At 68.3% G+C, this 25,364-nt stretch carries 22 protein-coding genes; 7 read left to right on the top strand and 15 right to left on the bottom strand.

What is annotated here, in order from left to right; all coding sequences use genetic code 11:
• Nucleotides 1-53: 53 nt before the first annotated feature.
• From U742_RS0120615 to U742_RS0120605, 3 genes are read right to left on the bottom strand one after another with little or no spacing between them, the layout of a single operon-like run.
• Nucleotides 54-1,016 carry an ABC transporter ATP-binding protein gene (locus tag U742_RS0120615; RefSeq protein ID WP_029356527.1) on the bottom strand — a complete coding sequence of 321 codons (963 nt, stop codon included), beginning with the start codon at nucleotides 1,014-1,016 and terminating at the stop codon, nucleotides 54-56.
• Nucleotides 1,016-2,503 carry a high-affinity branched-chain amino acid ABC transporter permease LivM gene (gene livM / locus U742_RS0120610; protein ID WP_029356525.1) on the bottom strand — a complete coding sequence of 496 codons (1,488 nt, stop codon included), beginning with the start codon at nucleotides 2,501-2,503 and terminating at the stop codon, nucleotides 1,016-1,018. The genes U742_RS0120615 and livM overlap by 1 nt, the downstream gene beginning before the upstream one ends.
• A gap of 12 nt (nucleotides 2,504-2,515) precedes the next feature.
• Entirely contained in the window at nucleotides 2,516-3,433 is a 918-nt protein-coding gene (locus tag U742_RS0120605) for an ABC transporter permease subunit (RefSeq protein WP_029356523.1), read from the bottom strand.
• A 376-nt stretch (nucleotides 3,434-3,809) separates the two neighbouring features.
• Between U742_RS0120605 and U742_RS0120600 the strand changes: the two genes are divergently transcribed.
• Nucleotides 3,810-4,304: a flavin reductase gene (locus U742_RS0120600; RefSeq protein WP_248310446.1), complete on the top strand. Its 495-nt coding sequence runs from the start codon at nucleotides 3,810-3,812 to the stop codon at nucleotides 4,302-4,304.
• Nucleotides 4,305-4,313: 9 nt separating this feature from the next.
• On the opposite strand, the gene U742_RS0120595 is transcribed toward U742_RS0120600, so the two are convergent.
• Both U742_RS0120595 and U742_RS0120590 read right to left on the bottom strand, forming a co-directional pair.
• Nucleotides 4,314-5,510: a BaiN/RdsA family NAD(P)/FAD-dependent oxidoreductase gene (locus tag U742_RS0120595; RefSeq protein WP_282568335.1), complete on the bottom strand. Its 1,197-nt coding sequence runs from the start codon at nucleotides 5,508-5,510 to the stop codon at nucleotides 4,314-4,316.
• Nucleotides 5,507-6,583, bottom strand: coding sequence for a lysine-2,3-aminomutase-like protein (locus U742_RS0120590; RefSeq protein WP_029356517.1), 1,077 nt, complete (start codon nucleotides 6,581-6,583; stop codon nucleotides 5,507-5,509). The genes U742_RS0120595 and U742_RS0120590 overlap by 4 nt, the downstream gene beginning before the upstream one ends.
• A 90-nt stretch (nucleotides 6,584-6,673) precedes the next feature.
• On the opposite strand from U742_RS0120590, the gene U742_RS0120585 reads away from it, so the two are divergent.
• The 3 genes from U742_RS0120585 to U742_RS0120575 are packed head-to-tail and all read left to right on the top strand — an operon-like array spanning nucleotide 6,674 to nucleotide 9,362.
• Nucleotides 6,674-6,997, top strand: coding sequence for an XdhC family protein (locus U742_RS0120585; RefSeq protein ID WP_029356515.1), 324 nt, complete (start codon nucleotides 6,674-6,676; stop codon nucleotides 6,995-6,997).
• The gene (locus U742_RS0120580) at nucleotides 6,997-7,698 is read left to right on the top strand and encodes an XdhC family protein (protein ID WP_029356513.1); all 702 of its coding nucleotides are present in this window, start codon (nucleotides 6,997-6,999) and stop codon (nucleotides 7,696-7,698) included. Before U742_RS0120585 ends, U742_RS0120580 begins: the two co-directional genes overlap by 1 nt.
• The gene (locus U742_RS0120575) at nucleotides 7,695-9,362 is read left to right on the top strand and encodes an NTP transferase domain-containing protein (RefSeq protein WP_081853129.1); all 1,668 of its coding nucleotides are present in this window, start codon (nucleotides 7,695-7,697) and stop codon (nucleotides 9,360-9,362) included. The genes U742_RS0120580 and U742_RS0120575 overlap by 4 nt, the downstream gene beginning before the upstream one ends.
• A gap of 3 nt (nucleotides 9,363-9,365) precedes the next feature.
• On the opposite strand, the gene U742_RS0120570 is transcribed toward U742_RS0120575, so the two are convergent.
• Nucleotides 9,366-10,325, bottom strand: a complete 960-nt coding sequence (locus U742_RS0120570; protein WP_029356509.1) for a threonine dehydratase — start codon at nucleotides 10,323-10,325, stop codon at nucleotides 9,366-9,368.
• A gap of 62 nt (nucleotides 10,326-10,387) precedes the next feature.
• Nucleotides 10,388-11,128 (bottom strand): cellulose biosynthesis protein BcsS, encoded by a 741-nt coding sequence (gene bcsS / locus U742_RS0120565; protein ID WP_081853128.1) that lies wholly within the window; start codon nucleotides 11,126-11,128, stop codon nucleotides 10,388-10,390.
• Between the two features lie 201 nt (nucleotides 11,129-11,329).
• On the opposite strand from bcsS, the gene U742_RS0120560 reads away from it, so the two are divergent.
• Complete coding sequence (locus U742_RS0120560; RefSeq protein ID WP_029356504.1) at nucleotides 11,330-12,547, top strand: MFS transporter; 1,218 nt, start codon at nucleotides 11,330-11,332, stop codon at nucleotides 12,545-12,547.
• Here U742_RS0120560 and U742_RS0120555 read toward each other — a convergent pair whose 3' ends face one another.
• The gene (locus U742_RS0120555) at nucleotides 12,548-13,006 is read right to left on the bottom strand and encodes a DUF488 domain-containing protein (protein WP_029356502.1); all 459 of its coding nucleotides are present in this window, start codon (nucleotides 13,004-13,006) and stop codon (nucleotides 12,548-12,550) included.
• A gap of 175 nt (nucleotides 13,007-13,181) precedes the next feature.
• Between U742_RS0120555 and U742_RS0120550 the strand changes: the two genes are divergently transcribed.
• Nucleotides 13,182-14,660 (top strand): ATP-binding protein, encoded by a 1,479-nt coding sequence (locus U742_RS0120550; RefSeq protein ID WP_029356500.1) that lies wholly within the window; start codon nucleotides 13,182-13,184, stop codon nucleotides 14,658-14,660.
• Between the two features lie 39 nt (nucleotides 14,661-14,699).
• Here U742_RS0120550 and U742_RS0120545 read toward each other — a convergent pair whose 3' ends face one another.
• From U742_RS0120545 to U742_RS0120535, 3 genes are all read right to left on the bottom strand, one after another.
• Nucleotides 14,700-16,028 (bottom strand): TRAP transporter large permease, encoded by a 1,329-nt coding sequence (locus U742_RS0120545; protein WP_029356498.1) that lies wholly within the window; start codon nucleotides 16,026-16,028, stop codon nucleotides 14,700-14,702.
• Nucleotides 16,028-16,648: a TRAP transporter small permease subunit gene (locus U742_RS0120540; protein ID WP_029356495.1), complete on the bottom strand. Its 621-nt coding sequence runs from the start codon at nucleotides 16,646-16,648 to the stop codon at nucleotides 16,028-16,030. The genes U742_RS0120545 and U742_RS0120540 overlap by 1 nt, the downstream gene beginning before the upstream one ends.
• Nucleotides 16,649-16,799: 151 nt before the next feature.
• The gene (locus U742_RS0120535) at nucleotides 16,800-17,936 is read right to left on the bottom strand and encodes a TRAP transporter substrate-binding protein (protein ID WP_029356494.1); all 1,137 of its coding nucleotides are present in this window, start codon (nucleotides 17,934-17,936) and stop codon (nucleotides 16,800-16,802) included.
• A 277-nt stretch (nucleotides 17,937-18,213) separates the two neighbouring features.
• Here U742_RS0120535 and U742_RS0120530 point away from each other — a divergent pair, with 277 nt between their 5' ends.
• Nucleotides 18,214-20,424, top strand: a complete 2,211-nt coding sequence (locus tag U742_RS0120530; RefSeq protein WP_029356492.1) for an esterase-like activity of phytase family protein — start codon at nucleotides 18,214-18,216, stop codon at nucleotides 20,422-20,424.
• Nucleotides 20,425-20,499: 75 nt separating this feature from the next.
• Here the strand turns inward: U742_RS0120530 and U742_RS0120525 are convergent, their stop codons facing one another.
• From U742_RS0120525 to U742_RS0120505, 4 genes are all read right to left on the bottom strand, one after another.
• Nucleotides 20,500-22,065 carry an ABC transporter permease gene (locus U742_RS0120525; RefSeq protein WP_038362271.1) on the bottom strand — a complete coding sequence of 522 codons (1,566 nt, stop codon included), beginning with the start codon at nucleotides 22,063-22,065 and terminating at the stop codon, nucleotides 20,500-20,502.
• 120 nt (nucleotides 22,066-22,185) lie between these two features.
• On the bottom strand, nucleotides 22,186-23,376 hold the full coding sequence (locus tag U742_RS0120520) for an acyltransferase family protein (protein ID WP_081853127.1): 1,191 nt from the start codon (nucleotides 23,374-23,376) through the stop codon (nucleotides 22,186-22,188).
• Nucleotides 23,377-23,513: 137 nt separating this feature from the next.
• Nucleotides 23,514-24,539: an extracellular solute-binding protein gene (locus tag U742_RS0120510; RefSeq protein ID WP_029356485.1), complete on the bottom strand. Its 1,026-nt coding sequence runs from the start codon at nucleotides 24,537-24,539 to the stop codon at nucleotides 23,514-23,516.
• A gap of 104 nt (nucleotides 24,540-24,643) precedes the next feature.
• Complete coding sequence (locus U742_RS0120505; RefSeq protein ID WP_029356483.1) at nucleotides 24,644-25,174, bottom strand: hypothetical protein; 531 nt, start codon at nucleotides 25,172-25,174, stop codon at nucleotides 24,644-24,646.
• Between the last annotated feature and the right edge of the window lie 190 nt (nucleotides 25,175-25,364).

Here is a 25,364-nt window from a genome sequence, read left to right as displayed (position 1 = left end):
GGGCGCGGACGGCATGGATGCCGGCGAACCCGACGCGGCGGCGCTTACTGCATTCACGATTGGGCCCCCGTGGCGATCTCGGCCTCGATCTCCGCTTCGACCTCCTCGACCGCGTCCTCGTCGACGCCGAGATAGGCGGCGATGACGCGCGGGTCGTTCCTGACCGCCTCGGGCGTGCCGTCGGCGATCTTGGTGCCGTAGTCGAGCACGACGACGTGGTCGGAAATCTCCATCACCACGCTCATGTCGTGCTCGATCAGGAGGATCGAGGTGTTGTGCTCGGCGCGGATGGCGCGCAGCAGCGTGTTCAGCTCAAGGCTCTCGCGTGGATTGAGGCCCGCGGCGGGCTCGTCGAGGCAGAGCAGGATCGGGTCGGAGCACATGGCGCGGGCGATCTCGAGCCGGCGCTGGGCGCCGTAGGGTAGGTCGCCGGCCGGATCGTCTGCGCGATCGGTCAGGCCGACCTTGTCCAGCCAGTATTGCGCCTTCTCGGTCGCCGTGCGCTGCGCCGCGCGCCAGCCCGGCAGGCCGAACAGGCCCTTGAGCGAATAGCCCGAGGCCGACATCAGCGCGTTGTGCTGGGCCACCATCAGGTTCTCCAGCACGGTCATGCCGGTGAACAGGCGGATGTTCTGGAAGGTGCGCGCCACCTTTGCCTCGCCGGAGACCCGGTAGTCGGGCATGCGCTCCAGCAGATAGACGGCGGCGTCGGAGCCGACCAGCGCCCGCTCGCCATGGGCGGTGACGGTCGCCACCTCCTCGGGTGTCGGCGCACGGCCGTGGCCGAGCACGAGCCGGCCCTCGCTCGGCTTGTAGAAGCCGGTGATGCAGTTGAAGACTGTGGTCTTGCCGGCGCCGTTCGGGCCGATCAGCGCGGTGATGTCGCCGCGCCCGACATTGAAGGAGAGGTCGTTCACGGCGACGAGGCCGCCGAAGCGCATGAACAGGTGCTCGACGAGGAGGATGGGATCGGCATCCCAGCGATAGGGGGCAGCGTTGCCGGTCGAGGGTTGCATCAGCCGTGGCCCTCCTTCACGAGGTCGCCGGAGACCGCCTTGCGCTCCTTAAGGAAGATGGTCGGCTCGCGGGTCGAGACAAGGCCGCGCGGCTTCCACACCATGATCGCCACCATGGCGAAGCCGAAGATCAGCATGCGGTAGAGGCTCGGGTCGAAGTCGTTGCCGAAGATCTGCTTCAGGAAGCCGAGGTTGCGCAGCATCTCCATGCCGCCCAGCATCACCGCCGCCGCCACCGCGACGCCGATCTGCGAGCCCATGCCGCCCAGCACGACAATGGCGAGGATCATCGCCGAGATGTCGAAGGTGAAGCTCTCCGGGCTCACGAAGCCCGCGCGCACGGCGAAGAAGCAACCGGCGAAGCCGCCGAACATGGCGCCGGTGGCGAAGGCCGAGAGCTTGGTGTTGGTGGTGTTGATGCCCAGCGAGCGGCAGGCGATCTCGTCCTCGCGCAGCGCTTCCCAGGCGCGGCCGACGGGCAGCTTGCGCAGCCGAACGGTAGCGAAGGCGGTGATCAGCGCGAGTGCCAGGATCACGAAATAAAGGAAGATGATGCGGTGCATCGGGTTGAATTCGAGCCCGAACAGCGCCGCGAATCCGTCCTCGCCCGCGGTGAAGGGGACGCCGAAGAAGGTGGCGCGAGGGATCGAGGCGATGCCGGCGCCGCCGCCGGTGAAGTCGACCCAGTTGATCAGCACCAGGCGGATGATCTCGCCGAAGGCCAGCGTCACGATAGCGAGATAGTCGCCGCGCAGCCGGAGCACCGGGAAGCCGAGGATCATGCCCCACAGGCCGGAGAAGATGCCGGCGATGGGCAGGCAGATCCAGAATGCCCAGTTGGCCCAGAAGGTCTCGCCGAGCAGCCCGGAGAAGAACTCGTTGATCGGCGCGGAGGTGGCGAGCAGCGCGTAGGTGTAGGCGCCGACCGCGTAGAAGGCGACGTAGCCGAGATCGAGCAGGCCGGCGAGGCCGACGACGATGTTGAGGCCCCAGCCGAGCATCACATAGGTGAGGATCAGGATGCCGAGGTCGATCAGGTAGCGGCTCTCGTTGAGCCCGCCCATCAGCATGGCGGCGAGGAGCGGGAAGGCGACGGCGAAGGCGAACAGCGCCGGCTTGACCACCGGGCCGACCGCGGTGCCCATGCGATCGAACACCGAAGGCCCGGAGCGGGTCTTCACGACGCGGTTGGGTGACCAGACGGTGAGATTGAGGACGAGCCGGCCGACCATGATGATGGCGACCATGACGGCGACCACCACCGGCCGGTAGGCGAGACCGAGCGCGCTGCCGGCTCCGGTGTCGCGCACCACGGTCTCGAAACCGACCAGCGGGCCGAGCAGGCCGAGGGCGATCAGCCCGGTGATCAGCGTATCCTTCAGCGCATGGCCGAAGGCAGAGTTCGTGTCAGCGGCGGTCGTCTGGGCGGGCGGGGTAGCGGGCGGCTGGGTGGCGGCCGGAGGAGACTCGGCAAGCTGGACGGCCATGATGGGCTTTCCTCACACCTTCTCGACTTCCGGCCGGCCGAGCAGGCCCTGAGGCAGGAAGATGAGGGTGATGGCAAGGATGGAGAACGCCGCCACATCCTTGTATTCGATGGAGAAATATGCCGACCAGAAGACCTCGATCAGGCCGATCAGCAGCCCCCCGAGCACGGCGCCGGGCAGCGAGCCGATGCCGCCGAGCACGGCGGCGGTGAAGGCCTTCACGCCGGGCACGAAGCCGTCCGCGAAATTCGCGACGCCATAATACATCAGGTACATCACGCCGGCGACGGCGGCGAGCGCCGCGCCGATGACGAAGGTCAGCGAGATGGTCTGGTCGACATTAATGCCGAGCAGCGAGGCCATCTTGCGGTCCTGCTCGCAGGCGCGCTGGGCGCGGCCGAGTGCGGTCTTCTGCACGAGATACCAGAAGCCGGCCAGCAGAACCGCCGTGACCACCATGATCAGCACCTGCTTCCAGGCGAGGGTGACCTGGTAGCCATTGTTCTCCATCAGCACGATCACGTCCGTCACCATCGGCGGCACCGGCTTGTTGCGCGGGCCCTGGGCGACCTGGACGAAATTGGCGAGCAGGATCGACATGCCGATCGCCGAGATCATCGGCGCGAGCCGGAACGAGCCGCGCAGCGGCCTGTAAGCGACACGCTCTATGGCCCAGGAGGTGAGCGAGGTGAAGAACATCGCCACCACCAGCACGATCGCCAGCGCGAGGAAGATCGAGGTGATCCCCAGCACCGTGGTCAGCAGCAGGAAGCAGATCAGCGCGATGAAGGTCGACATCATGAACACGTCGCCATGGGCGAAGTTCACCATTCCGATGATGCCGAACACCATCGTGTAGCCGATAGCGATGAGGCCGTAGATCGACCCGAGAGTCAGCCCGTTGATGAGCTGCTGAACAAAAACGTCCATATGACCAGACGGCTCCCCTCAGCCGGTTGCAACGCCGCGGGTGCACGTTCGGGCTATGCCCATATTATGGCCGTGCACCGCACATAGGCGATGGCTTCTAGTCTTAGCCCGGCCTTCGAGCGGATACAATTCGATCGAAAGACGAAATGCAAACCATCGACGAAAATGATATTTAGGTAATAAAATACCTCTACCGAACGATGCCGGCTCGGATGATGCCCGGTGACGCGGCAGGCTTGCCGCCATAGCGCGGCCTCGTATGCATCACCCGCCGAGATGCCCTGCAGGCGGCAATTTTCCTCGCGCTGCACAATCGTTATGTATAGCCATATTGGAGGTGCGCCGGGCGGCATCGCACCGATCCGGGATGCAGCGGGTGGACAGCGTGACAGAGCATAATGTGGAGCCGACACTCTACCGCGAGGCGATGAGCCGGCTGGTGGCGGCGGTGCATGTCGTGACCACGCGCGAGGGGACGGCACGTGTCGGTTTCACCGCGACGGCGGTCGCCTCCGTATCCGACAGTCCACCGACATTGCTCGTGTGCATCAACCGCCGCTCCCGCTCGGCCGCCGCTTTCCGTGGTGCGGGCTGTTTTGCGGTCAACATGCTGCGTGGCGATCAGGAGGCGGTGGCGCAGAGCTTCGGCGGACGGCTCACCGGCGAGGAGCGCTTCGCGGTCGGGGAATGGCATGACGGGATTCTCGGCGCGCCGTGCCTTTCCGGAGCGCTCGCCGTGTTCGAATGCAGCCTTGTCGAGATGCGTACAGTGGCGACCCACGACGTCCTCGTCGGGCGGGTCGACGCGGTCATTCTCGGCCCGAAGGTGCCGGGCCTCGCCTATGTCGGGCGCGAATACCGGGTGGTCTGACGCCCGCCGTCAGGCATATTGCCCGGCGCACCAGCCGGACGACCATGCCCACTGGAAGTTATATCCGCCAAGCCAGCCGGTTATGTCGACAACTTCACCTATGAAGTAAAGTCCAGGAACCGCCTTGGCCTGCATGGTGCGCGAATCGAGTCCGGCGGTGTCGACGCCTCCCAGCGTCACCTCGGCCGTGCGGTAGCCTTCCGAGCCGACCGGGCGGATGCGCCAGTCCTTCACCGTCGCGGCGACGGCGTCGAGCCGCTTGTCCGAGAGGTCGGCCAGATTGCCGGCGGCTTTCGCTTCCTCCGCGACGAGCTGCGCGAGCCGCTTCGGCAGCAAAGCCGCCAGAGCGGTGGCCAGCGACTGCCGGCCATTGGCGGCGCGCGCCCGGCGCAGCTCTCCGAAGACGTCGACGCCGCGCGCGATGTCGAGCGCGATCTCGTCGCCCTCGCGCCAGTAGGAGGAGATCTGCAGGATAGCCGGCCCGCTGAGGCCCCGATGGGTGAACAGCATCGCCTCGTCGAAGCGGATTTTGCCGTGGTGCACGCTCGCATCGACCGAGACGCCGGCGAGCGGACGCAGCCGCTCCAGCGTCGCCGCCTCCAGCGTCAGTGGCACCAGGGCTGGACGGGTCGGCACGATAGCGAGGCCGAACTGCTGGGCGAGGTCGTAGCCGAAGCCGGTGGCGCCCATCTTCGGAATCGACTTGCCGCCGCTCGCGACGACGAGCGAGCGGCAGGAAATCGCCTCGGCGCCTACGCGGAGGCGGAAGCCGTCTTCCGTCTTCTCGACGCCGTCCACCGAGGCGCCGAGCCGCAGCTCGGCACCGGCATTGCGCATCTCGGCGAGCAGCATGTCGATGATCTGCCGGGCCGAGCCGTCGCAGAAGAGCTGGCCCAGCGTTTTCTCGTGCCAAGCGATGCCGTGCGCCTCGACGAGGCGGATGAAGTCGTGCTGCGTGTAGCGCTTCAGCGCCGAGATGCAGAAGGCCGGGTTGTTCGACAGGTAGTTCTTCGGGCTCGCGCCGTGATTGGTGAAGTTGCACCGCCCGCCGCCGGAGATGCGGATCTTCTCGCCCGGCGCCTGCGCGCGATCCAGGACGAGAACCGAGCGCCGGCGTCTGCCGGCCTCGATGGCGCACATCATGCCGGCCGCGCCGGCGCCGATCACCACGACGTCGACGTCGACGTCGGCGATGCGCTGGCTCACGCGGCGGTCTCGTAGGCGTGGACGCCGCCGCAATAGTCGGTGACGCGCCAGCCCTCGGGCGCCGCCTCCAGATAGTCCGGGCCGACCGGCACCTTTCCGTAGCCGCCGGGTATGTCGAGCACATAGGTCGGCAGCGCGAGGCCGGAGAGACGCCCGCGCAGGGCGCGCATCAGCTCCTGTCCGCGCGCGATCGGCAGGCGGAAATGCGCGGTGCCGGGCGCGAGATCAGGGTGGTGCAGGTAATAGGGCTTCACCCGGCATTCGACGAGCGCGCGGAACAGCTCCGACAGCGTCTCCGCGTCGTCGTTCACCCCGGCGAGCAGCACGCTCTGGCTGACCAGCGCGATGCCGGCATCGCCCAGCCGGCCGATCGCGGCTCGGGCCTCGTCCGCGATCTCGCGGGCGTGGTTGGCATGCACCGCGACGAAGGTGGTGACGCCCGGCGCGCGTAGCGCCGCGACCAGTGCGGGGGTGACCCGTTCCGGCGCGGCGACCGGCACGCGGGTGTGGAAGCGCACGATCTTCACATGCGGGATGGCGGAAAGCCGTGCCATCAGATCGGCCAGGCGGCGAGGGGCGACGACCAGCGGATCGCCGCCGGTGACGACGACCTCCCAAATCTCGGGATGCCCTGCGATATAGGTGAGCGCCACCTCCAGCGCCTCTTCCGACAGGCTGGTCTCGGCGCCTGGGCCGACCATCTCGCGGCGGAAGCAGAAGCGGCAATAGACGGCGCATACCCCGACCAGCTTCAGCAGCACCCGATCCGGGTAGCGATGGACGATGCCGGGAACCGGGCTGTGGGCCTCATCGCCGATCGGGTCGACGCGCTCCTCGGGGCGGGTGTCGAGCTCGCGCGCATCGGGGACGAACTGCCGGGCGATCGGATCGGCGGGATCGGCCGGATCGATCAGGCCGGTGAGCGTCGGCGTCACCGCGACGGCATAGCGCTCCGCGACGGCATCGAAGTCCGCGCGGTCCGCGAGCAGCCCCGCCGCGGCGAGGTCGTCGACGGAGCGCAGCGTTCGCGCCGGGACGGGCAGGGCGGTTGGAAGTGGAGAAGGTCGGCTCATGCGCGACCTTGTGATCCGTCTTGCCTTTATCGGCAAGGCACCTTGTGCTGCATTGCGTTATGTTCGGCTGGATATGATGGGAGCGGCGCCATGTTCGCACGCGAAGAGGATGTTCTCGAAGCGGCCGCCCGGTGGCGGCGGGAGGGGCGCGGCGTCGCGCTCGCCACCGTGGTCGAGACCTGGGGCTCGGCGCCCCGTCCGGTCGGCAGCCACCTCGCCATCGACGAGGCAGGCGGCTTCCTCGGCTCGGTCTCCGGCGGCTGCGTCGAGGGGGCGGTAGTGGCCGAAGCGGGCGAGGTGATCGCCACCGGCGAGGCGCGGCTGCTGGAATTCGGCGTCGCCGACGAGACCGCCTGGCAGGTCGGGCTCTCCTGCGGCGGGCGCATCCGCGTCTATCTCGAAAAGGTCGTCTGATGGAACTCGCGCTGCTCGAAGCGCTGAATGCCGAGCGGGCGGCGCGGCGCGCCTGCGTGCTCGTCACCGAGATCGGCCGTGGCCGGCAGCGTCTCGTCAGGAGCGCGGAAGCCGCCGCCGATCCGCTCGCCGAAGCGTTGGCCGAGGCGTTCCGCACTGGGCGCAGCTTCATGCTGGAGCTCGGGAACGAACGGGTGTTCCTGACCGTGCAGGTTCCGTCGCCGCGCCTCGTCATCACCGGCGCGGTGCATATCTCGCAGGCGCTGGCGCCGATGGCGCGGACCGCAGGCTTCGACGTCACCATCGTCGATCCGCGCACCGCCTTCGCGACGCCCGAGCGCTTCCCGGATGTCGACCTGCGCGCCGAGTGGCCAGACGTCGCGCTGCCCGCTCTCGCGCTCGACCCCTTCACCGCGCTGGCGGCGCTGACGCACGATCCGAAGATCGACGACCCAGCGCTCGCCGAGGCGCTGGCACGCGGCTGCTTCTATGTCGGCGCGCTGGGCTCGCGGAAGACCCATGCGGCGCGGCTGGAGCGCCTTGCCGCGCGCGGGATCGGGCGGGAGGCGCTCGCGCGCATCCACGCGCCGATCGGGCTCGACATCGGCGCGGCGAGCTCCGCCGAGATCGCCGTCTCGGTGCTGGCGCAGCTCGTCGGCACGCTGCGCCGCCGTCCGGCGGAGCGGGAGCAGGCGGCGTGAGGTTCGGCCCGCTGCCGCTCGACGAGGCGGAGGGCGCGCTCAACGTCCACGCGATCCGGCTGCCGAGCGTCGAGCTGCGTAAGGGCGCGCCGATCGGCCCGGACGCCTTGGACGGCCTGCGGCAGGCCGGCCTCGGCGCGATCATCGCCGCGCAGATGGAGCCCGGCGACGTGCCGGAGGACACGGCCGCGGCACGGCTGGCGCGTGCGGCGGCCGGGCCAGCGACCGTGGTCGACGCGGCCTTCACCGGGCGAGCCAATCTCAGGGCCGCAGCCGCCGGTGTGCTGGTGGTCGATAAGGCGAGCGTCGACGCCTTCAACGCCATCGACGAGGCGGTGACGCTGGCGACGCTGCCCAATTTCAGGCCCGTGCGCAAAGGCGAGATGATCGCGACGGTGAAGATCATCCCCTTCGCCGTGGCGGGTGCGGCGGTCGAGGCGGCCGCGAGCGTCGCCGCCGAGGGGCTCGTGCGCGTCGCGCCCTACAGGCTGCGCCGCGCCGCCGTGATCTCGACCCTGCTGCCGGGCCTACCCGACAAGGTCGTCGCCAAGACGTTCCGGGTCACGGCGGCGCGGCTGGCGGGCGCCGGTGTCGCGATCGTCGCCGAGGAACGGGTGCCCCACGCGGCGGAAGCGGTGGCTGAGGCGGTGCGCGGGAGCATCGGGCGCGGCGCGGAGATCGTGCTGGTGTTCGGCGCCTCGGCGATCGCCGACCGGCGCGATGTGGTGCCGGCCGGCCTCGTCGCCGCGGGCGGGGCGATCGAGCATTTGGGTATGCCGGTCGATCCGGGTAATCTTCTCATGGTCGGCCGGCTGGGCGAGGTGCCGGTGCTCGGAGCGCCGGGCTGCGCGCGAAGCCCGAAGGAGAACGGCTTCGACTGGGTGCTGCACCGCCTGCTCGCCGGGCTCGCCGTCAAACGGGCCGACATCGTCGGCATGGGTGTCGGAGGGTTGCTTATGGATATCGCGACACGTCCCCAACCGCGTGAAGAGCTAGGCGGGCGGCAGGGTCGCACCGCCGCCATCGTGCTTGCCGCCGGTCGCGGCACGCGGATGGAGGGCCGGAACAAGCTCGCCGCCGAGCTCGACGGCACCGCCCTTGTGCGCCGCGTGGTCGAGGCGGCGCTCGGCTCGTGCGCCCGGCCTGTCGTCGTGGTCACCGGCCACGAGCCGGAGCGGATAGCGCAGGCGTTGTCCGGCCTTGAGGTTAGCTTCGCCCACAATCCGGATTTCACCGAAGGCATCTCGACCTCGATCCGCACCGGCATCGCCGCGCTGCCGCCGGATGTCGAGGCGGCGGCCATCCTGCTTGCCGACATGCCGCGCGTCGACGCGGCACTGATCGACCGGCTCGCCGGCGCGCTGGCGCCGGAGGAGGGGCGGTTGATCGCCGTGCCGGTGCGCGGGGGGCGGCGCGGCAATCCGGTGGTCTGGTCGCGGCGCTTCTTCCCCGAGCTGATGGCGCTCGCCGGCGATGTCGGGGCGCGCCATCTGATCGGCGCCAACGCCGAGGCGGTGGCCGAGGTCGAGGCGGGCGACGAGGCGCCGTTCGTCGACATCGACACGCGCGAGGCGCTGGAGGCGGAGGCGCTGCACATCATCGCCGAGAATGCCGATGTCGACGCCCGGCCGGCGCTCGACGGCATGCGCGCGGAAGACGCCTGAGCTTCAGCGCGCCGCCAGCACCCAGTCGCGGAACAGCGCGAGGTCGATATTGCCGCCGCTGAGCGGCAGGCCGACGCGGCGTCCCGCGACCCCGTCGCGTTCCTTCAGCAAGGCGGCGAGGGCGGCCGCGCCGGCCCCTTCGGCGAGATTGTGGGTGTCGGTCCAGTAGATGCGGATCGCCTCGGCGACCTCGTCGTCGCTCACCGTCACGATGCGGGCGGCACCGCGCCGGATGATGGCCAGCGCCTCGGGATCGGGGATGCGCACCGCGAGGCCGTCGGCCCTGGTGTCGGCACTGGCCGTCTCGACGACATGCCCGGCGGCGAAGGAACGGGCATAGGCGTCGGCGGCCGCGCTCTGCACGCCGACGATCTCGGTGTTCAGCCCGAGCAGGTCGCGGGTGAGGATGGCGCCGCAGATGCTGGAGCCAAGGCCGATCGGCACATAGAGCACGTCGAGCGCGCCCGCCGCCTCGAACAGCTCCAGCGCCCAGCCGGCGACGCCCAGCACGAGGTCGCGATGGAAGGACGGCGCGAAGCGCAGGCCCTCGGTGACGGCGAGGCGCTGCGCCTCGATCCGTGCCGCGTCGAAATCGGCGCCGTGCTCGATCAGCCGGGCGCCGAAGGCGTGCATGGCGGCATTCTTCTCGACGCTGTTGCCTTCCGGGACGACGATCGTCACCGGCACGCCGAAACGCCTGCCGGCATAGGCGAGCGACTGGCCGTGATTGCCCCGCGTCGCCGAGATGATGCCGTTCGGCGCCGCCCGTTCGCTCACCAGCCTTTCGAGGTGGATCAGCCCGCCGCGCACCTTGAAGGCGCCCGTCGGCGTATGGTTCTCGTGCTTGACCCAGACTTCCGCGCCGACGCGCTCCGCCAGCAGCGGCCAGGCATATTGCGGCGTGGCGGGAAAGGCGGCATGCGCGCGCCGCTGCGCCTGGCGGAGTTCATCGAGCGAAAACAAAACCGGACCTCGTCGCTAAAGACGGGCGGTTCCTAGCATCGCTGGACGTGCGTGACAGCCCGCTAATAGCGCATGAAGAGCGAGATCGTGCCGTAGGGGCCGTCCTCGCTGTCGTCGTCCCAGCGCCAGCCGCCGGCGAAGCGGAAGATGCGCCCTTCCCATGGCAGGGCAAGGAAGAGCCCGGCGCGCGCCTCGGTCGATTCCTCGTCCGCGAAGGTCGCGGCCTCGGTGCCGATCTCCATGTCGCCATCGAGTCGGTGGGCGATCGTCGCGCGCGCCGTCACGGTCCGGTCGGCGGTGGAATAGCCCGCCGCGGCGGTGGCGACGAGGTGCTCGCCGAGCCGCGCATACCATTCGGCGAGGAACTTGGCGCCGACATGCGTGCCCTGGTCGCGGTTCCAGGGATCCGGCTGGGCCAGCAGGTCGCTGGTGACGTTGATGCCGCCATAGAGCGCGAGCGCCTGCTGGCCGCGCAGGAACTGCCAGCCGGCGAGCAGCTCGCCGTCGCTCTTGGTCACGGTGTTCCAGCCGCCGGCCACGGACGAGGTGCGGTAGCGGTATTGGCCGCCGCCGCCTTGGAAGCGCAGGCGCAGCCCTTCGCGGTCCATCAGGTCGAAGGGCGCCCAGGCGACGCCCGCCCAGCCATAGGCATTATCGCTCGCGACATCGAGGCCGGAATAGAAATACAACCTGTTCTTGAAGCGGGACGAGGCGGCGTCCTCGGCACCTGCGGGATCGCCGAGGCACGCGAAGACGGGTGCCGCGGCCAGGAGCCGAGCACTGGTAAGCCTCGGCGCGCGCATGCGGCATCCGCGGGAAAAAGATTGATGAAAAATTCACGCTAATTCTTGTGATTCGTGCCGTTGCCAAGGGTTGCAATCAACCATTTAGTGGTTGTGTGATCTGGAAATTCAGGTTGTATTCCAGGTTGTGCACCCGAAGCCCGCATCATTGTCGCGGTTGATGCCGCGATGTATGTACGCGTGCGACTGCGAGGTGCCCCCATGTCCGATATCCAGGCGTCCGACGCCAATGCGCGCGCCATGATCGGCTTTATCAACTGGGCGCACGCACTCGACCATTACGTCATCCTGATCTTCCCCACCGCCGTGCTGGCGATGGGGCCCGAGCTCGGCCTCGCCTATGGCGAGATGATCGGGCTATCGACGGCCTGCTTCGTGGCGTTCGGCGTGTTCGCGCTGCCGGCCGGCTGGCTTGGCGACCACTGGAGTCGGCGCAACATGATCGCGCTGTTCTTCCTCGGCTGCGGTGTCTCGTTGGTCGCGACCGGCCTTGCCTCCAGCCAGCTCGCGCTTGCTGTCTCGCTGCTCTCGCTCGGCGTGTTCGCGGCGATCTACCATCCGGTCGGCACCACCATGCTGATCGCCGCCGCGACGCGGCGCGGCCGGGCGCTGGCGGTGAACGGGGTCGCCGGAAATCTCGGCGCGGCGCTGGCGGCGGCGGTCACAGGGCTGATCGCCGCCTATGCCGGCTGGCGCGCCGCCTTCGTGGTGCCGGGCCTCGTCTGCATCGTCACCGGCATCGCTTTCATGATCGTGGTGCGGGAGGCGGCGAACGCCAGAGCACAGCGGGTCAGCAAGCCGGAGGTGCCGATCGACCCGCGCCTGCTCGTCGTCTTCGTCGGTCTTTTCGCACTGGCCGTGCTGCTGGGCGGGCTCTTGTTCACGGCGCTCACGGTGTCGCTGCCGAAGCTGGTCGATGAGCGTCTCGGCGATACGTCGCTGCCGCTGGTGCTGATCGGCGGGGTGGCCACCGCCGTGTTCCTGGTGGGCGCCATGACGCAGCTCGCGGTCGGCCGGCTGGTCGAGCATTTCCGCGCGACGACCGTGTTCGTCGGCACCGCGCTTCTGCAGCTCGCCGGCCTTGCGATCGCAGCAGGCACCACCGGTCTGCCGATGATCGCGGGCCTCGCCCTCGCGATGGCCGGCATCTACGGTCAGGTCACCGTCAATGACGTCGTCATCGCCCGCTTCACGGCGGATGCCTGGCGCGGCAAGGTCTATGCGGTGCGCTTCTTCCTCGGCTTCGGCACGGCCGGGCTCGCGGTGATGGCGATCGGCTTCCTGCACGATCACGGCGGCTTCGATCCCGTCTTCAAGGTGCTGCTCGGCATGGCGGCGGTGTTCGTCGCCTCGATCGCCGGCATCGCCGTGCTGGCCTATCGCATGGAAGAGCGGGCGGCGGGACTGCCGGCGGAGTAGTCAGCCGAGCGGGTCGGCCGCGAGATGCTCGACCTCGACTCCAAGGTCCTCGCAGACGAGTTCGGCCACCATCTGGCGATGGCAGTGCTCCGGGTGGCGCTCGAAGCAGAGCAGGCAGATGCGTTTTCCGCCGGCCACCAGCTTCTTCAGTTCGTCCATCTGCTCGATTGCGACGGGCGTGGCGAGGTGCGCGTCATAGATCCGGCGCAGCTCGTCGTAATGGCCCGAGCGGGCCGCCTGCCGTCCTTCGGCCGGTGTGCCGAGGCCGCGCAGATGCAGATAGGAGATGCCGCGCTCCTCGACGCCCGCCGCGAGCTGCCGCTTGGAGAAACCCGGACGGCGCGAGGCGGCGATCGCCCGCACGTCGACCAGCAGCTCGACGCCCGCATCGGCCAGGGCGTCCAGCACGGCGCGGGAGGAGGCCTGCTCATAGCCGATGGTGAAGAGGGGCGGTGGCATGGCGTTAGCTCTCGCATGGCCGGACGCCTGCGTCGAGTGCAAGCCGCCATCGCGGCTGTCCACTTGCTCCCCCGGCCCGAATCTGTGGACGTTTCCCGGGTGGCCGCTCGGCGCGGGCGCCGGACATGGTAAACGCGCGGGGACGGCCGTAGGTGCGTGAGGATCGGTTGCAGGCATGAAGATCGGCATCGAGATCGGGACCAACACCGCCGGCTCTCCGGTGCGACTCGACCTCGAGGAATTGCTCTCGACGCGCCTGCTGGTTCAGGGCAATTCCGGCTCGGGCAAGTCGCATCTGCTGCGCCGCCTGCTGGAGCAGAGCGCCGGCCATGTGCAGCAGGCGATCATCGATCCCGAGGGCGACTTCGTCGGGCTCGCCGAGCGTTACGGCCATGTGGTGATCGACGCGGAGCGCACCCAGGGCGAGATCACCCGGCTCGCCGGGCGCATCCGCCGCCATCGTGCCTCGGTGGTGTTCAATCTCGAGGGCCTCGACGCCGACGCGCAGATGCGCTCGGCCGCCGCCTTCCTGAACGGCCTGTTCGACGCCGAGCGCGAGCACTGGTTCCCGATGCTGGTGGTGGTCGACGAGGCGCAGCTCTTCGCCCCGGCGGGCGGCGGCGAGATCTCCGACGAGGCGCGACGCATCTCGCTCTCGGCCATGACCAACCTCATGTGCCGCGGCCGCAAGCGCGGGCTGGCCGGCGTCATCGCCACGCAGCGCCTCGCCAAGCTCGCCAAGAACGTCGCCGCCGAGGCCTCGAACTTCCTGATGGGCCGCACCTTCCTCGACATCGACATGGCACGCGCGGCGGACCTGCTCGGCATGGAGAAGCGCCAGGCGGAAAGCTTTCGCGACCTCAACACCGGCTCCTTCGTGGCGCTCGGCCCGGCGCTCTCCCGCCGGCCGCTGCCGGTGAAGATCGGGCATGTGGAGACCGCCAGCCGCAACGGGCGTCCCGCGCTGATGCCGCCGCCGGAGATGGGCACGGCAGAACTTCAGGACCTGATCTTCGACGACAGCGCGCCCGACGAGCCGCTGCCCGAGCGCCGCCCGCCGCCGCCGCGTCCGACCGACGAGCTGTTGGCGAGCCTCGCGGAGGCGCCGGCGCCGGAGCCTGGCGTTGCCGACCCCGAGGCCGCGCGGGCCTTCGACGCCGAGCGCGAAGCGATCCTCGACGAGATCGTGCACCAGTTCGTCGCCGATCCTGACGCCCCGTTCCGTTCGGCCGCCGCGCTCTATCCGGATTTCCTGGTGCATTGCCGCGTGCGGCGCATCGGCTCGAAGGTGCCGGACCTCGCCGACTTCACCCGCCGTCTCGCCATAGCCCGCGCCGGCGTCGACGGGCAGGGAGCAGACGAAGAATGGCAGCGTGCGGTGGAGCAGGCCGCGGCGCTGCCGGAGGAGATGCAGGGCGTGTTCCTCATGCTGGCGCGGGCCGGCATGGAGGGCGCTCCCTCGCCCGGCGACGAGGCGCTGGCGCGCGCCTATGGCAGCCGCTCGCCCTCGCGCGGGCGCTGGCTGCTGACCTATATGGAGGAGCGCGGCTATCTCGTCTGCGAGGCGGATTTCCGCGGCAAGCGCGTGGTGCGCTTCCCGAGCTTCGGCTGGAAGACAGCGCCGGCCGATCCCCGCGCCCTGGCCGCCGGCTGAACTCCGGGACGGCGGCGCCGTCCCGGAACCATCCGCTTCCTAGCCGCCATACAGCGCGCTTGGCAGCCACAGCGCGATGCCCGGGAAGATGTAGAGCAGCGCCATGGCGAACACGACGATGGCGATGAACGGCATCACGCCCGAGAAGATCTCGTCGATCGAGACATGCTTTGGCGCCACGCCCTTCAGATAGAAGGGTGCCATCGCAACCGGCGGCGACAGGAACGAGGTCTGCAGGTTCAGGGCCACCAGCACCCCGAAGAAGATCGGGTCGATGCCGAAATGGTCGAGAAGTGGCAGGAAGATGGGCAGGAAGATCACGATGATCTCCGTCCATTCCAGCGGCCAGCCCAGGATGAAGATGATGACCTGGGTGAGCAGCAGGAATCCGACCGGTCCCAGGTCCAGCCCCATGATGAACTCTTCCACGACGCGCTGCCCGCCGAGCAGCGCGAACACGGCCGAGAACACCGCCGATCCCACGAACAGCCAGCACACCATCGCCGAGGCGCGGGCGGTGAGGAAGACCGAGTCCTTGAGCTTCTGAAGGCTGAAGGTCCGGTAGGCGAGCGCCAGCACGATCGCTCCGAAGGCACCAATGGCTGCCGCCTCCGACGGGGTCGCGAGCCCTAGTATGATGCAGCCCAGAACTGACGTGATCAGCAATACGAGCGGGAAGAACGATGTCAGCAGCGCCCATAGGATGGTGAGCGCCGGCACGTTCCGCTCCGCCGCCGGCAGCTTGGGAGCCAGCGCCGGATTGATCATGGCGCGGATGATCACATAGAGCATGTACATCAGCGCGAGGCCGAGGCCCGGAATGAAGGCGGCGGCGTAGAGCTTGACCACCGACACGCCGGCCGTGGCGCCGTAGAGGATCAGCATGACGCTCGGCGGAATGAGGATGCCGAGGCAGCCGCCCGCGCAGACCACCCCGGCGGCAATGCGCGTGTCGTAGCCCGCGCGCAGCATCGCGGGGAAGGCGAGCAGGCCCATCAATGTGACCACCGCGCCGACGATGCCCGTGGCGGTGGCGAACAGCGCGCAGGTGATGAGGGTGGCGACGGCCAAAGATCCCGGAATCCAGCCGGCGGCGAGCTGGATGGAGCGGAACAACCGGTCGAGGATGTTGGCGCGCTCGATCACATAGCCCATGAACAGGAACAGCGGGATCGAGATCAGCACGTCGTTCGCCATCACCGAATAGGTGCGCTGGACGAAGAGCTGAAAGATGCTGTCGCCCTGTGTGAAGTAGCCGAAGCCGACGCCGAGAGCCATCAGCGTGAAGGCGATCGGGAAGCCGAGCATCAGGAAGATCAGGAACAGCACCAGCATCAGGATGCCGAGTGCGGGATCGGACAGGAACATCAGAGCGCTCCCCGCGTGGTGGCTTCACGCTCGGCGGCGTTGAGCGCTTCCTCTTTTCGGGCGGCGGCCTCTTCGAGGATGACCTTTTCCATTTCCTCGACATCGTGCAGGCGCTGCGGCCAGTCGCCGCCGCGTATGCAGATGATGCAGCGGACCACCTCGACCACGCCCTGCGCCAGCATCATGACGCCGACGATGGGGATGATGCCCTTGAACGGCCAGATCACCGGCCCGTCCGGACTGAAGGACGAATGCTCGTTGAGCATGTAGGAGAGCTGGAAGTAGTTCCAGCCGGAGTAGATCAGGGCAAGGATGCCCGGAAAATAGAACAGGAAGTAGAGAACCAGATCGCACTTGGCCTGTGCGCGCGGCGCCCACTTCCGATACAGGAAGTCGCCCCGCACATGGCCGTTGCGCGAGAGGGTGTAGGCACCCGCCATCATGAACAGCGCGCCGTACAGCATCAGGCTGACGTCATAGGCCCAGGTCGTGGGGTCTCTCAGCACGTAGCGGCGGAAGACCTCGTAGGTGATGGCGAGCATCAGGATGACGATGCACCAGGCGAACGTCTTGCCGATGAAGGCGTTCAGCCGGTCGACGGCGAGCAGCACGGATTGCATGGGGATCTCGGGCGCGGAGCGGGGAGGGGCGTAATCCCGGCCGCAGCGAACGCAGGGTCGCGGCGTCGGGACTGGTATGCGACGCCCTCATTGACCGACGATCCCGGAGCGGCCTTTCGGCCGTCCGGGATCGTGATTGGTCAGCGAGGGTTTACGCCTTGCCGAAGAAGTGGTCGTAGGCCATGCGCGAATCCACCTCGTACTGCAGGCGGAAGCCGACGATGCGCTGCGCCCAGGCCTTCTGGCTGTCGATGACCTTCTTGAAGAAGGGATCGGCCGAGAGGTTGGCGATGACCTTGTCCCAGGCGGCGAGCTGGGCTTCCAGCACCGGCTTCGGGGTCGGGATGACCTTCACGCCGCGCGCCTTGATCGCCTCGAGGTCCTTGGAGTAGCGGTCCTGTGCCTTCCACATCATGTCGGAGGAGGCGGCGTCGCCGGCCGATTTGAGGATGGCCTGGACGTCGGCGGGCAGGGCGCTGAACTTGGTCTTGTTGAACAGGATCTCGAAGCATTCCAGCGCCTGGTGGTAGCTCTGGATCATGTAGGTCTTCGAGACGTCCGGGAAGCCGAGCACGAGGTCCGAGGACGGGTTGTTGAACTCGGCACCGTCGAGCAGACCACGGTCGATGGCCGGCACGATCTCGCCGCCGGGCACGATCGTCACCGCCGCCCCCAGCTCCTTGTTGAGGTCCGCGCCGAGGCCGACGGTGCGGTACTTCATGCCCTTCATGTCGTCGGCGGAAGTGATCTCCTTCTTGAACCAGCCGAGCGGCTGGGTCGGCATCGGCCCGTAGAGCATGCCGACCACGTTCAGCTTCAGCACGTCGGTGATCAGCTCGTCATAGAGCTGCTGGCCGCCGCCATAGCGTACCCAGCCGAGCAGCTCGTCGGCGTCCCAGCCGAAGGCCGGGGCGGTGCCGAACAGCGAGAAGGCCTTGTTCTTGCCGTACCAGTAGGCGGAGACGCCGTGGCCGCCGTCGAGGATGCCGGTGGAGACGGCGTCCGCCATCTGGAAGGCGGGGACCACCGAGCCGGCGGCGAGCAGTTCGAGCTCGACGCGCCCGCCGGTCATCGAGTTGACGCGCTTCACGTAGTCGCCGGCGAATTCGTGGAAGATGTCCTTGTTCGGCCAGGTCGACTGGAATTTCAGCTTGATCGGCGCCTGAGCGTGGACGGCGGGCGCGGCGACCACGGCCGCGCTCGCTGCGGCGGCCGTGGCGATGAAGGTGCGGCGGCTGGTCGGGGCCGCTTCATGCGCGCCCGTGCTCTTCCCTGACGTATCGGTCATGGGTGGTTCCTCTTTTGGCGTTTCCTCGTGGCGGGTCCTATCCCGCCGGGCGACGCTTGTGCGCCTTGTCCCTAAAGGAAGGAGACGCTGCCCTCTCGTTAAGTGCAAGTCCAAATATTGTATTTCCGGACGATTTGACCCCGACCAAAGTCGTAGGCGAGCCTGTTCCGGGCCTTGTCCTGCCTGACTTTCGGGCAGGCGGTGTCATCCGGCTGTCATGCAAGCGCGCTGGAAGTGCCCCCCGAATGGAATCGTCCGTTCGAGGAGGAGAGCTTTCATGCGCGCGCTGCTTTTGTCGGGCATCTCGCTCGCGGTACTCGGTGTCGCCTGCGCCGAGGCGCAGACGCCGCCGGTGTTCAACCGTATCGCGACGTTCAATGTGGTGGACAACCTGCCGGCGGGGGCCGATCCGGCGAAGAAGACGGTGTCCGAGATCATCTCCGCTTCCGAGGACGGCCGGACGCTGGTCTATACCGACAGCCCCGGCGAGCGCATCGGCATCATCGACATGGCCGACCCGGCGGCGCCGAAGCCGGCCGGCACGGTGGCGCTCGGCGGCGAGCCGACCTCGACCGTGGTGATCGGCGGCAAGGCGCTGGTCGGCGTGGTCACCTCGGAATCGAAGGCGAAGCCCTCCGGCTTCCTCGCGGTGGTGGACCTCGCCAGCAAGAGCGTGATCGAGAAGTGCGAGCTCGGCGGCCAGCCGGATTCGCTCGCCAAGAGCCCGGACGGCAAGTTCCTCGCCATCGCCATCGAGAACGAGCGCGACGAGGAGATCAATGACGGCGCCATCCCGCAACTGCCGGGCGGCAACCTCACCTATTTCCCGCTGAACAACGGCTCGGTCGACTGCGCGGCGAAGAAGGTGATCGACGTGTCCGACCTCGCCGCGGTGGCGCCGGAAGATCCGGAGCCGGAATATGTCGACATCAACTCCCGCAACGAGGTGGTGCTCACCCTGCAGGAGAACAACCACATCATCGTCGCCGACCTCAACACCGGCAAGGTGGTCTCGCACTTCCCGGCGGGCACGGTGACGCTGGAGAAGATCGACACCAAGAAGGACGGCGTGATCGACCTGTCCGGCACCATGAAGGACGTGCCGCGCGAGCCGGATGCGGTGCAGTGGATCGACGACGAGCGCTTCGTCACTGCCAATGAGGGCGACTGGAAGGGCGGCACGCGCGGCTACACCGTCTTCGACAAGACCGGCAAGGTGCTGTTCGAGAGCGGCGCGGCGCCGGAATACGAGGCGGTGCGGCTCGGCCACTATCCCGACAAGCGCAACAAGAAGGGCATCGAGATGGAGGGCGCGGAGACCGCGACTTTCGACGGCGAGAAGCTGCTCTTTCTCGGTTCGGAGCGCGGCTCGCTGGTCTTCGTCTATCGTGACAAGGGCGCCGGTGCGGCCCCCGAGTTCCTGCAGGCGCTGCCGGGCGGCGTCGGCCCCGAGGGCCTGCTCGCCATCCCCTCGCGCAACTTGTTCGTCACCGCGAGCGAAACCGATCTGCGAGAGGACGGCGGCATCGGCTCGGTGGTGACGATCTATCAGCGCGCGCCGGGCAAGGCCGCCTATCCGACCATCGCCTCGGTGAACGGTGCCGACGGCCTGCCGATCTGGTGGAGCGCGCTGTCCGGCCTCGCCGCCGACGCCTCGGCGCCGGGCAAGCTCTACACCGTCAATGACAGCGCCTATGCGCAGGCCCGCATCTACAGCGTCGACGCGACGAGCGCGCCGGCGAAGATTACCGCCGCGACGATCCTCACTCGCGACGGCCAGCCGGCCAAGGGGTTGGACCTCGAAGGCGTCGCGGTGCGCCCGCAGGGCGGCTTCTGGGTCGCCTCCGAAGGCAATCCGGAGAAGAAGGAGAACCCGACGCAGAACCTGCTGCTGCGCGTCTCCGCGACCGGCGCCATCGAGGAGGAGATCGCGCTGCCGGCCGAGCTCGCCGCGCAGGCGACCCGCTTCGGCTTCGAGGGCGTGACGGTGACCGGCAGCGGTGCCGACGAGACGGTGTGGATCGCCGTGCAGCGCGAGTGGAAGGACGACGAGAAGGGCTTCGTGAAGCTCATCGCCTACAAGCCGGCGGACAAGAGCTTCGGCTATGTGCGCTATCCGCTCGACAAGGCGGACAAGGGCTGGATCGGCCTCTCGGAGATCACCGCCAGCAATGGCGGCCTCTTCCTCATCGAGCGCGACAACCAGATCGGCCCGAAGGCCAAGGTCAAGAAACTGACCTATGTCTCGCTGAAGGATGTGAAGCCAGCTCCGCTCGGCTCCAAGGACGCCCCGGTGGTGACCAAGACGATGGTGCGCGACCTCATCGCCGATCTCGCCGCGCCGAAGGGCTATGTGATCGAGAAGGTCGAGAGCTTCGCGATCGACGCCAACGGCACCGCCTACATCGTCACCGATAATGACGGCGTCGACGGCTCGTCGGGCGAGACGCAGTTCGTCAATCTCGGCAAGATCGAATTGAAGATGTGATTCAGGCGGCGGCCGCAAGGCCTTGCAGTTCCGACGCTTTCGATCCCCGGGTGCTCGCGCCCGGGGATTTTCTTTTCAGTCGCCGCGCCGCCCGGTCTTCAGCGTGCGCAGCGTGAAGACATAGACCGGCACGCCCGAGACCAGCACCAGAAGTGCCGCGAAGGGGGCGGCTGCGGCGTAGGAGCCGTCATTGGTGTAGGACCACACCTCGGTCGCCAGCGTCGTCACCCCGGCGGGGGCGAGCAGCAGCGTCGCGGTGAGCTCGCGCATCAGCTCCAGTACGATCAGCGCCATGGCGGCGCCGATGCCGGGCGCCAGTGCCGGCAGGGTGACGGCGGCGAAGGCGGCGAGCGGTCCACGCCCGAGCGTACGCGCGGCCTGCTCCAGCTCCGGTGGCACCAGCTCGGCGGCGGCGCGCAGGCCCGATTGCGCCAGCGGCAGGAACAATATGGCGTAGGCGATCAGCACCAGCGCGGCCGACTGGTAGAGCGCCGGCACCCAGCGGATCGAGGCGTAGATCAGGGCGAGCGCCACCACCAGCCCGGGCAGGCCGTGCACCACATAAGGCAGGCGCTCGGCGAGGCTTGCCGCGGCCGAGCGATAGCGCACCACCAGCAGCACCAGAGGCAGAGCGAGCAGGGTGGTGAGTACCGCGCCGCCGATCGAGAGCTCCAGCGAGCCGGCGATGGCGGCCGGCAGGTCGCCGGTACCGGCGCCGATTGAGAACCCGACCCTCAGCCAGTAGGCGAGCATCGCCAGCGGCACGCCGAGCGCGGCGGCGGTGAGCAGGCCGAGGCCGGCCTGCACCAGCGGCATCGCTCTGCCGAGCCGGGCGAGCGGTGGCTGGCGCCGGCTGCGGCGGTCGGTGCGGGCGAGCCGGTGGCGGCCGCGCAGCCGCGCCTCACCGAGCGCGACCGGCAGGCACAGCGCCATCAGCACGCCGGAGAGCAGGGCGGCGTTGGCACTGTTGAACTGCAGCTCGTACTCCTGAAAGATCGCGGTGGTGAAGGTCTGCACCCTCAGCAGCGAGAGCGCGCCGAACTCCGCCAGCATGTGCGAGAGCACCAGCAGCGCGCCGCCGCCGAGCGCCGGGCGGAGCTGCGGCAGCACCACCCGCCGGAAGGTTGCCGGCGCGGTCTCTCCCAGCGAGCGGGCGACGTCCTCGAGGCGGGTGTCCATGCGCCGCAACGCGGCGGCGGCGGGCAGGTAGATCAGCGGGAAATGCGAGAGCGTCAGGATGAGGATGGCGCCGCCGAGCCCCTGGAAGCCCGGGCCGAGCGAGGCCCAGGCATAGGAGGAGACGAAAGCCGGCACGGCGAGCGGCAGGCAGACGAGGGTGCGCCACCAGCGCCGGCCGGGCAGGTCGGTGCGCTCGATGACCCAGGCGCAGGCGGTGCCGATGAGTGTCGAGGCGAGGGTGACGCCGATGGCGAGGCCGAGCGTGTTGGCGAGCAGGAAGCCGGTGCGCGGGCGTGCGAGCGCGTCCCACATCGCCGTCAGCCCGGCCTCAGTGCCGCGCGATACCACGTAGAGGAGCGGCAGCGCCGCGAGCGCCACCGGCACCAGCGCCGCGACGAGCAGCCAGGCCGGCGGCCGGCGCATCGGGCCGGGTGCGCGTGACGAGGGCGGGGAGAGGCTCATGGTCGAGGCGGCCTCATGGGCGGACGGCGGTCATGGCTGCGCGCCTTCTCGTCGATGGTGGCCGGCATGAGCGGCGAGCCTGACGCGAAGCCGTGCGGGCCGTAGCCAACACACCGATGGTCAAGGGGTCGTGCCAAGGCTCGCGGTCCGATCCGAGCGCGCGGCGGCACGTCGCCTGCGCAGATAGGTGCCAAGCGCGTAGCCCGGCCCTTCGATAAGCCAGTAGGTGAATGCGCTCAGGGCGAACAGGAGTGGAAGGGTGATTGCCGCGCAGGCGAGAAACGCCCAGTTTCCGATGGACGACAGCTCCCGGTAGACCAGCGTGTAGACATCGCCAAGGCTGTAGATCAGCAGGGGATGCAGCAGATAGAGGCTGTAGCTGCGCTCGCCGGCCCACTGGGCGGCCCGGGTATTGAACGGCCAGCACGGCCAGAGAGCCTGCCAGAGGCAGGCCGCCGCGAAGGCGTAGATCCAGACCAGCATGTTCATCTGCCCGTCGCGGAACAGGAAAAGGCCGGGGCTGCCCAGGAGGAGCGCCATGGCCACAAGGGCTACCGTTGCTGCAATCAGGGCGACCGGTTTCGCGTGCCGATCCTGGACGCCCAAATAGATCCGGTAGGCGACGATCCCGGCGAAGAAGACCGCCAGATTGGTGGGGAAAGCCATCAGGCTGTAGGTCGGCACCGACGCAATCGACTGCGCTATGAGGAAGTAGCTGCTGTAGCTGACGAGCACCGTCACCACCGCGCCTACGGCGAGCGCGATGTTCGACGCACAGACGACGAGGATGATCGGCAGCATCAGATAGAAGAGCATCTCGACGCCGATGGTCCAGCCGGCCCAGACCACGCTTTGATGCTTGCCGGGGATGAGGTTGAACGTAAACGTCAAGTTCGAGATCAGCACCGGAATTGACGGGGCCTCGAAGCACACGCTGTAAACAACAATCATGACATAGAATAGCGGTGCTATCCGAAACAGGCGCTTCAGATAAAAGCCGCCGACGTCGTCGATCGCCCGCGGATTGGAAAAGGCCAGCGAGAAGGCGCTGAGTATGAAGAATATGTAGACGCCGAAGCCGAAATGCGTCGTGACGATCCTGAGGCTGTCCGGCACCGCGAGGCCAAGTATTCCGTGCAGGTGAAACAGCACGACCATCAGCGCCGCCATGGCGCGCAGCCCATGAAGGCCATGGAGCCGGGGCTTCCGCCCCATGGTTGGCAGGCTCAGGCTGTGGGAGGAAATGAAGGCGATCAGTCTCTTCGGCGCTGACGCGAAATCCCAGCCTTTCGGAGCGGTGAAGTCAGACATCTTTTTCTCTGGCGGCGGGGACTTCCTGTCCTAGCGAATTCCACCTCCCGTTTCCAGCCGCGCTCCGGATCCTCGCCCGCGTGGGCTCGAAGACGTCGAGGGGCGGCACGCGTGGCCTCGGAGCTGAACTCGATCGGTCAGGCGAGCCCGGCCTCGCGGGCGAGGGGGATCGCCTCCGCGGCGTCGCCGATGTCGGCCGGCGTCACCGGCGGCGGGTCGAGCTTGTCCCACGGCTCCAGCGCATAGGGCGAGACGATGCCAGCCCGCAGCGGATATTCCGCCATGGAGTTGGCGATCACCTGTTGGCCCTCGGCGCTGACGAGGAAGGCGAGGAAGCGTTGCCCCGCCTCGGGATTGCGCGCCGTCTTCAGCATGGCGGCGGCGGAGACGGTGACCAGTGCGCCGGGATCCTCGTGGCGAATGTAGTGCAGCGCCGAGCGCATCTTCTCGGCGCCGACCTCCTTCGCCACGGTGAACCAGTAGTAGTTGTTGACCAGCGCCGCCGCGATCTCGCCGCGCTCGACGGCCTGCATGGCGCCGATGTTGTTGTTGTAGACGCGCCCGACCTCCTTCATGCCCTTCAGCCAGTCGAGCGCCGCCTGCCGCCCCTTCAGCCGCACGATGGCGACGATCTGCTCCTGGAAGGCGTCGCTCGCCGGGGCATAGGCGATGCGGTCGGCCCATGCCGGATCGGCGAAGCCCAGCAGCGAAGCGGGCAGGTCGCTCTCCTTCACGAGGTCGCGGTTATAGGCGACCACGCGGGCGCGGGCGCTGACCCCGACCCATTCGCCGCTGGTCGCGACATAGGTCGCCGGCACCTGCTTCAGCGTGTCGGGCGCGACCGGGGCGAGCAGGCCGCGCTTCGCCAGCGCCGCCACCGGCGGGCTGCCTTCCGAATAGAAGATGTCGGCCGGCGAGAGGTCGCCTTCCTCCAATATCTGGTTGGCGATCTGCGGGCTGCCGCCATTGCGCACTAGCACGTCGATGCCGGTCGCCCTGGTGAAGGCAGCGACCACGGCGTCGGTGGTCTGGCGGTGCTGGCCGTTATAGAGGGCCAGCTCCTCGGCGCCTGCCGCGCGCACCCGACGCGCGGCGCCAAGCCATGCCGCGCCACCCAGCGCAAGGCCGGCGCGGAGCAGCGACCGGCGATCGGGCCGATACATTGGAATTCCTCTAACCTATTGTCAGGCCGACGATTTTCGTGAAGCAACGCGGCTTCGGCGCGGTTGTCAACCTGACGCAGGGAGAGGAGTGCGGCCGATGCCGCTCATTTGACCGGGCAGGCCTCGATGCGGGTGATCTTGCTCGCGTAGCGCACCGTCGGGTAGCCGTCGAAGAAGTCCATCACCACGATGGTCGTCGCATGGCCCGGCGGGACGATGGTCCGCGTGGTGAAATAGGCGTCGGACAGGTTCATCGTCTGCGTGCCGATCTCGACCATGCGGATGACCTTGTCGGGCAGGCGGTTGCTGAACTCCCAGGAGAGCACGTTGCTCTGCACGGAGAAGGAGTGGTTCTCGCCGCGCAGCCGCTTGAACTCCTCGTCGGACAGCGGCTTCGGCTTGCAGGCGACGTAGGCGTCGTAGAGGCCTTCGGCCTTCAGCGATGCGGTCTCCTCCGCCGCGCAACCGTCGCGGCATTCGCGCATGGCGTTGCGCATGGCGAGGTCGCTGTCGGCGCTGCTGATGCGTTCCGAAACGCAGCTACGGAAACAGCCGGCGGATGCGCCACCGGCTCCCGCGAGCAGGGTGGCGAAGGCAAGCGCGCCGGCGAGGACCGGCGTCGTGGAGGCAGGCATCGGCGTTTCCTCTCATGTCCTCCGCGCTGCGTTTCCCGAGAGTGCGCGGCGTGTTCCCGCCGCTTGAACGGACCTCCTGGGGTCGGCCGATCTTAGTCCTCCACCCGGCATCCCGGAATGCCGGGCGCGGCTTCGGCATCTTCGGATACCCAAGGGCGTGAATGGCCGGGTCAAGCCCGGTCATGACGGT

The organism is Allobosea sp. 117 (assembly GCF_000702305.1).
Taxonomy (GTDB): Bacteria; Pseudomonadota; Alphaproteobacteria; order Rhizobiales; family Xanthobacteraceae; genus Ancylobacter.
This window is presented reverse-complemented; position numbering and strand designations above follow the sequence as displayed.

Excerpts from the sequence above, each read along its gene's own strand:
- U742_RS0120535 (WP_029356494.1), bottom strand. The coding sequence starts at position 17,936 with ATGACCGATACGTCAGGGAAGAGCACGGGCGCGCATGAAGCGGCCCCG.
- U742_RS0120590 (WP_029356517.1), bottom strand. The coding sequence starts at position 6,583 with ATGAGCCGACCTTCTCCACTTCCAACCGCCCTGCCCGTCCCGGCGCGA.
- U742_RS0120550 (WP_029356500.1), top strand. The coding sequence starts at position 13,182 with ATGAAGATCGGCATCGAGATCGGGACCAACACCGCCGGCTCTCCGGTG.
- U742_RS0120530 (WP_029356492.1), top strand. The coding sequence starts at position 18,214 with ATGCGCGCGCTGCTTTTGTCGGGCATCTCGCTCGCGGTACTCGGTGTC.
- U742_RS0120605 (WP_029356523.1), bottom strand. The coding sequence starts at position 3,433 with ATGGACGTTTTTGTTCAGCAGCTCATCAACGGGCTGACTCTCGGGTCG.
- U742_RS0120525 (WP_038362271.1), bottom strand. The coding sequence starts at position 22,065 with ATGAGCCTCTCCCCGCCCTCGTCACGCGCACCCGGCCCGATGCGCCGG.
- U742_RS0120520 (WP_081853127.1), bottom strand. The coding sequence starts at position 23,376 with ATGTCTGACTTCACCGCTCCGAAAGGCTGGGATTTCGCGTCAGCGCCG.
- U742_RS0120545 (WP_029356498.1), bottom strand. The coding sequence starts at position 16,028 with ATGTTCCTGTCCGATCCCGCACTCGGCATCCTGATGCTGGTGCTGTTC.
- livM (WP_029356525.1), bottom strand. The coding sequence starts at position 2,503 with ATGGCCGTCCAGCTTGCCGAGTCTCCTCCGGCCGCCACCCAGCCGCCC.
- U742_RS0120510 (WP_029356485.1), bottom strand. The coding sequence starts at position 24,539 with ATGTATCGGCCCGATCGCCGGTCGCTGCTCCGCGCCGGCCTTGCGCTG.
- U742_RS0120540 (WP_029356495.1), bottom strand. The coding sequence starts at position 16,648 with ATGCAATCCGTGCTGCTCGCCGTCGACCGGCTGAACGCCTTCATCGGC.
- U742_RS0120555 (WP_029356502.1), bottom strand. The coding sequence starts at position 13,006 with ATGCCACCGCCCCTCTTCACCATCGGCTATGAGCAGGCCTCCTCCCGC.
- U742_RS0120615 (WP_029356527.1), bottom strand. The coding sequence starts at position 1,016 with ATGCAACCCTCGACCGGCAACGCTGCCCCCTATCGCTGGGATGCCGAT.
- U742_RS0120580 (WP_029356513.1), top strand. The coding sequence starts at position 6,997 with ATGGAACTCGCGCTGCTCGAAGCGCTGAATGCCGAGCGGGCGGCGCGG.
- U742_RS0120505 (WP_029356483.1), bottom strand. The coding sequence starts at position 25,174 with ATGCCTGCCTCCACGACGCCGGTCCTCGCCGGCGCGCTTGCCTTCGCC.
- U742_RS0120560 (WP_029356504.1), top strand. The coding sequence starts at position 11,330 with ATGTCCGATATCCAGGCGTCCGACGCCAATGCGCGCGCCATGATCGGC.
- bcsS (WP_081853128.1), bottom strand. The coding sequence starts at position 11,128 with ATGCGCGCGCCGAGGCTTACCAGTGCTCGGCTCCTGGCCGCGGCACCC.
- U742_RS0120585 (WP_029356515.1), top strand. The coding sequence starts at position 6,674 with ATGTTCGCACGCGAAGAGGATGTTCTCGAAGCGGCCGCCCGGTGGCGG.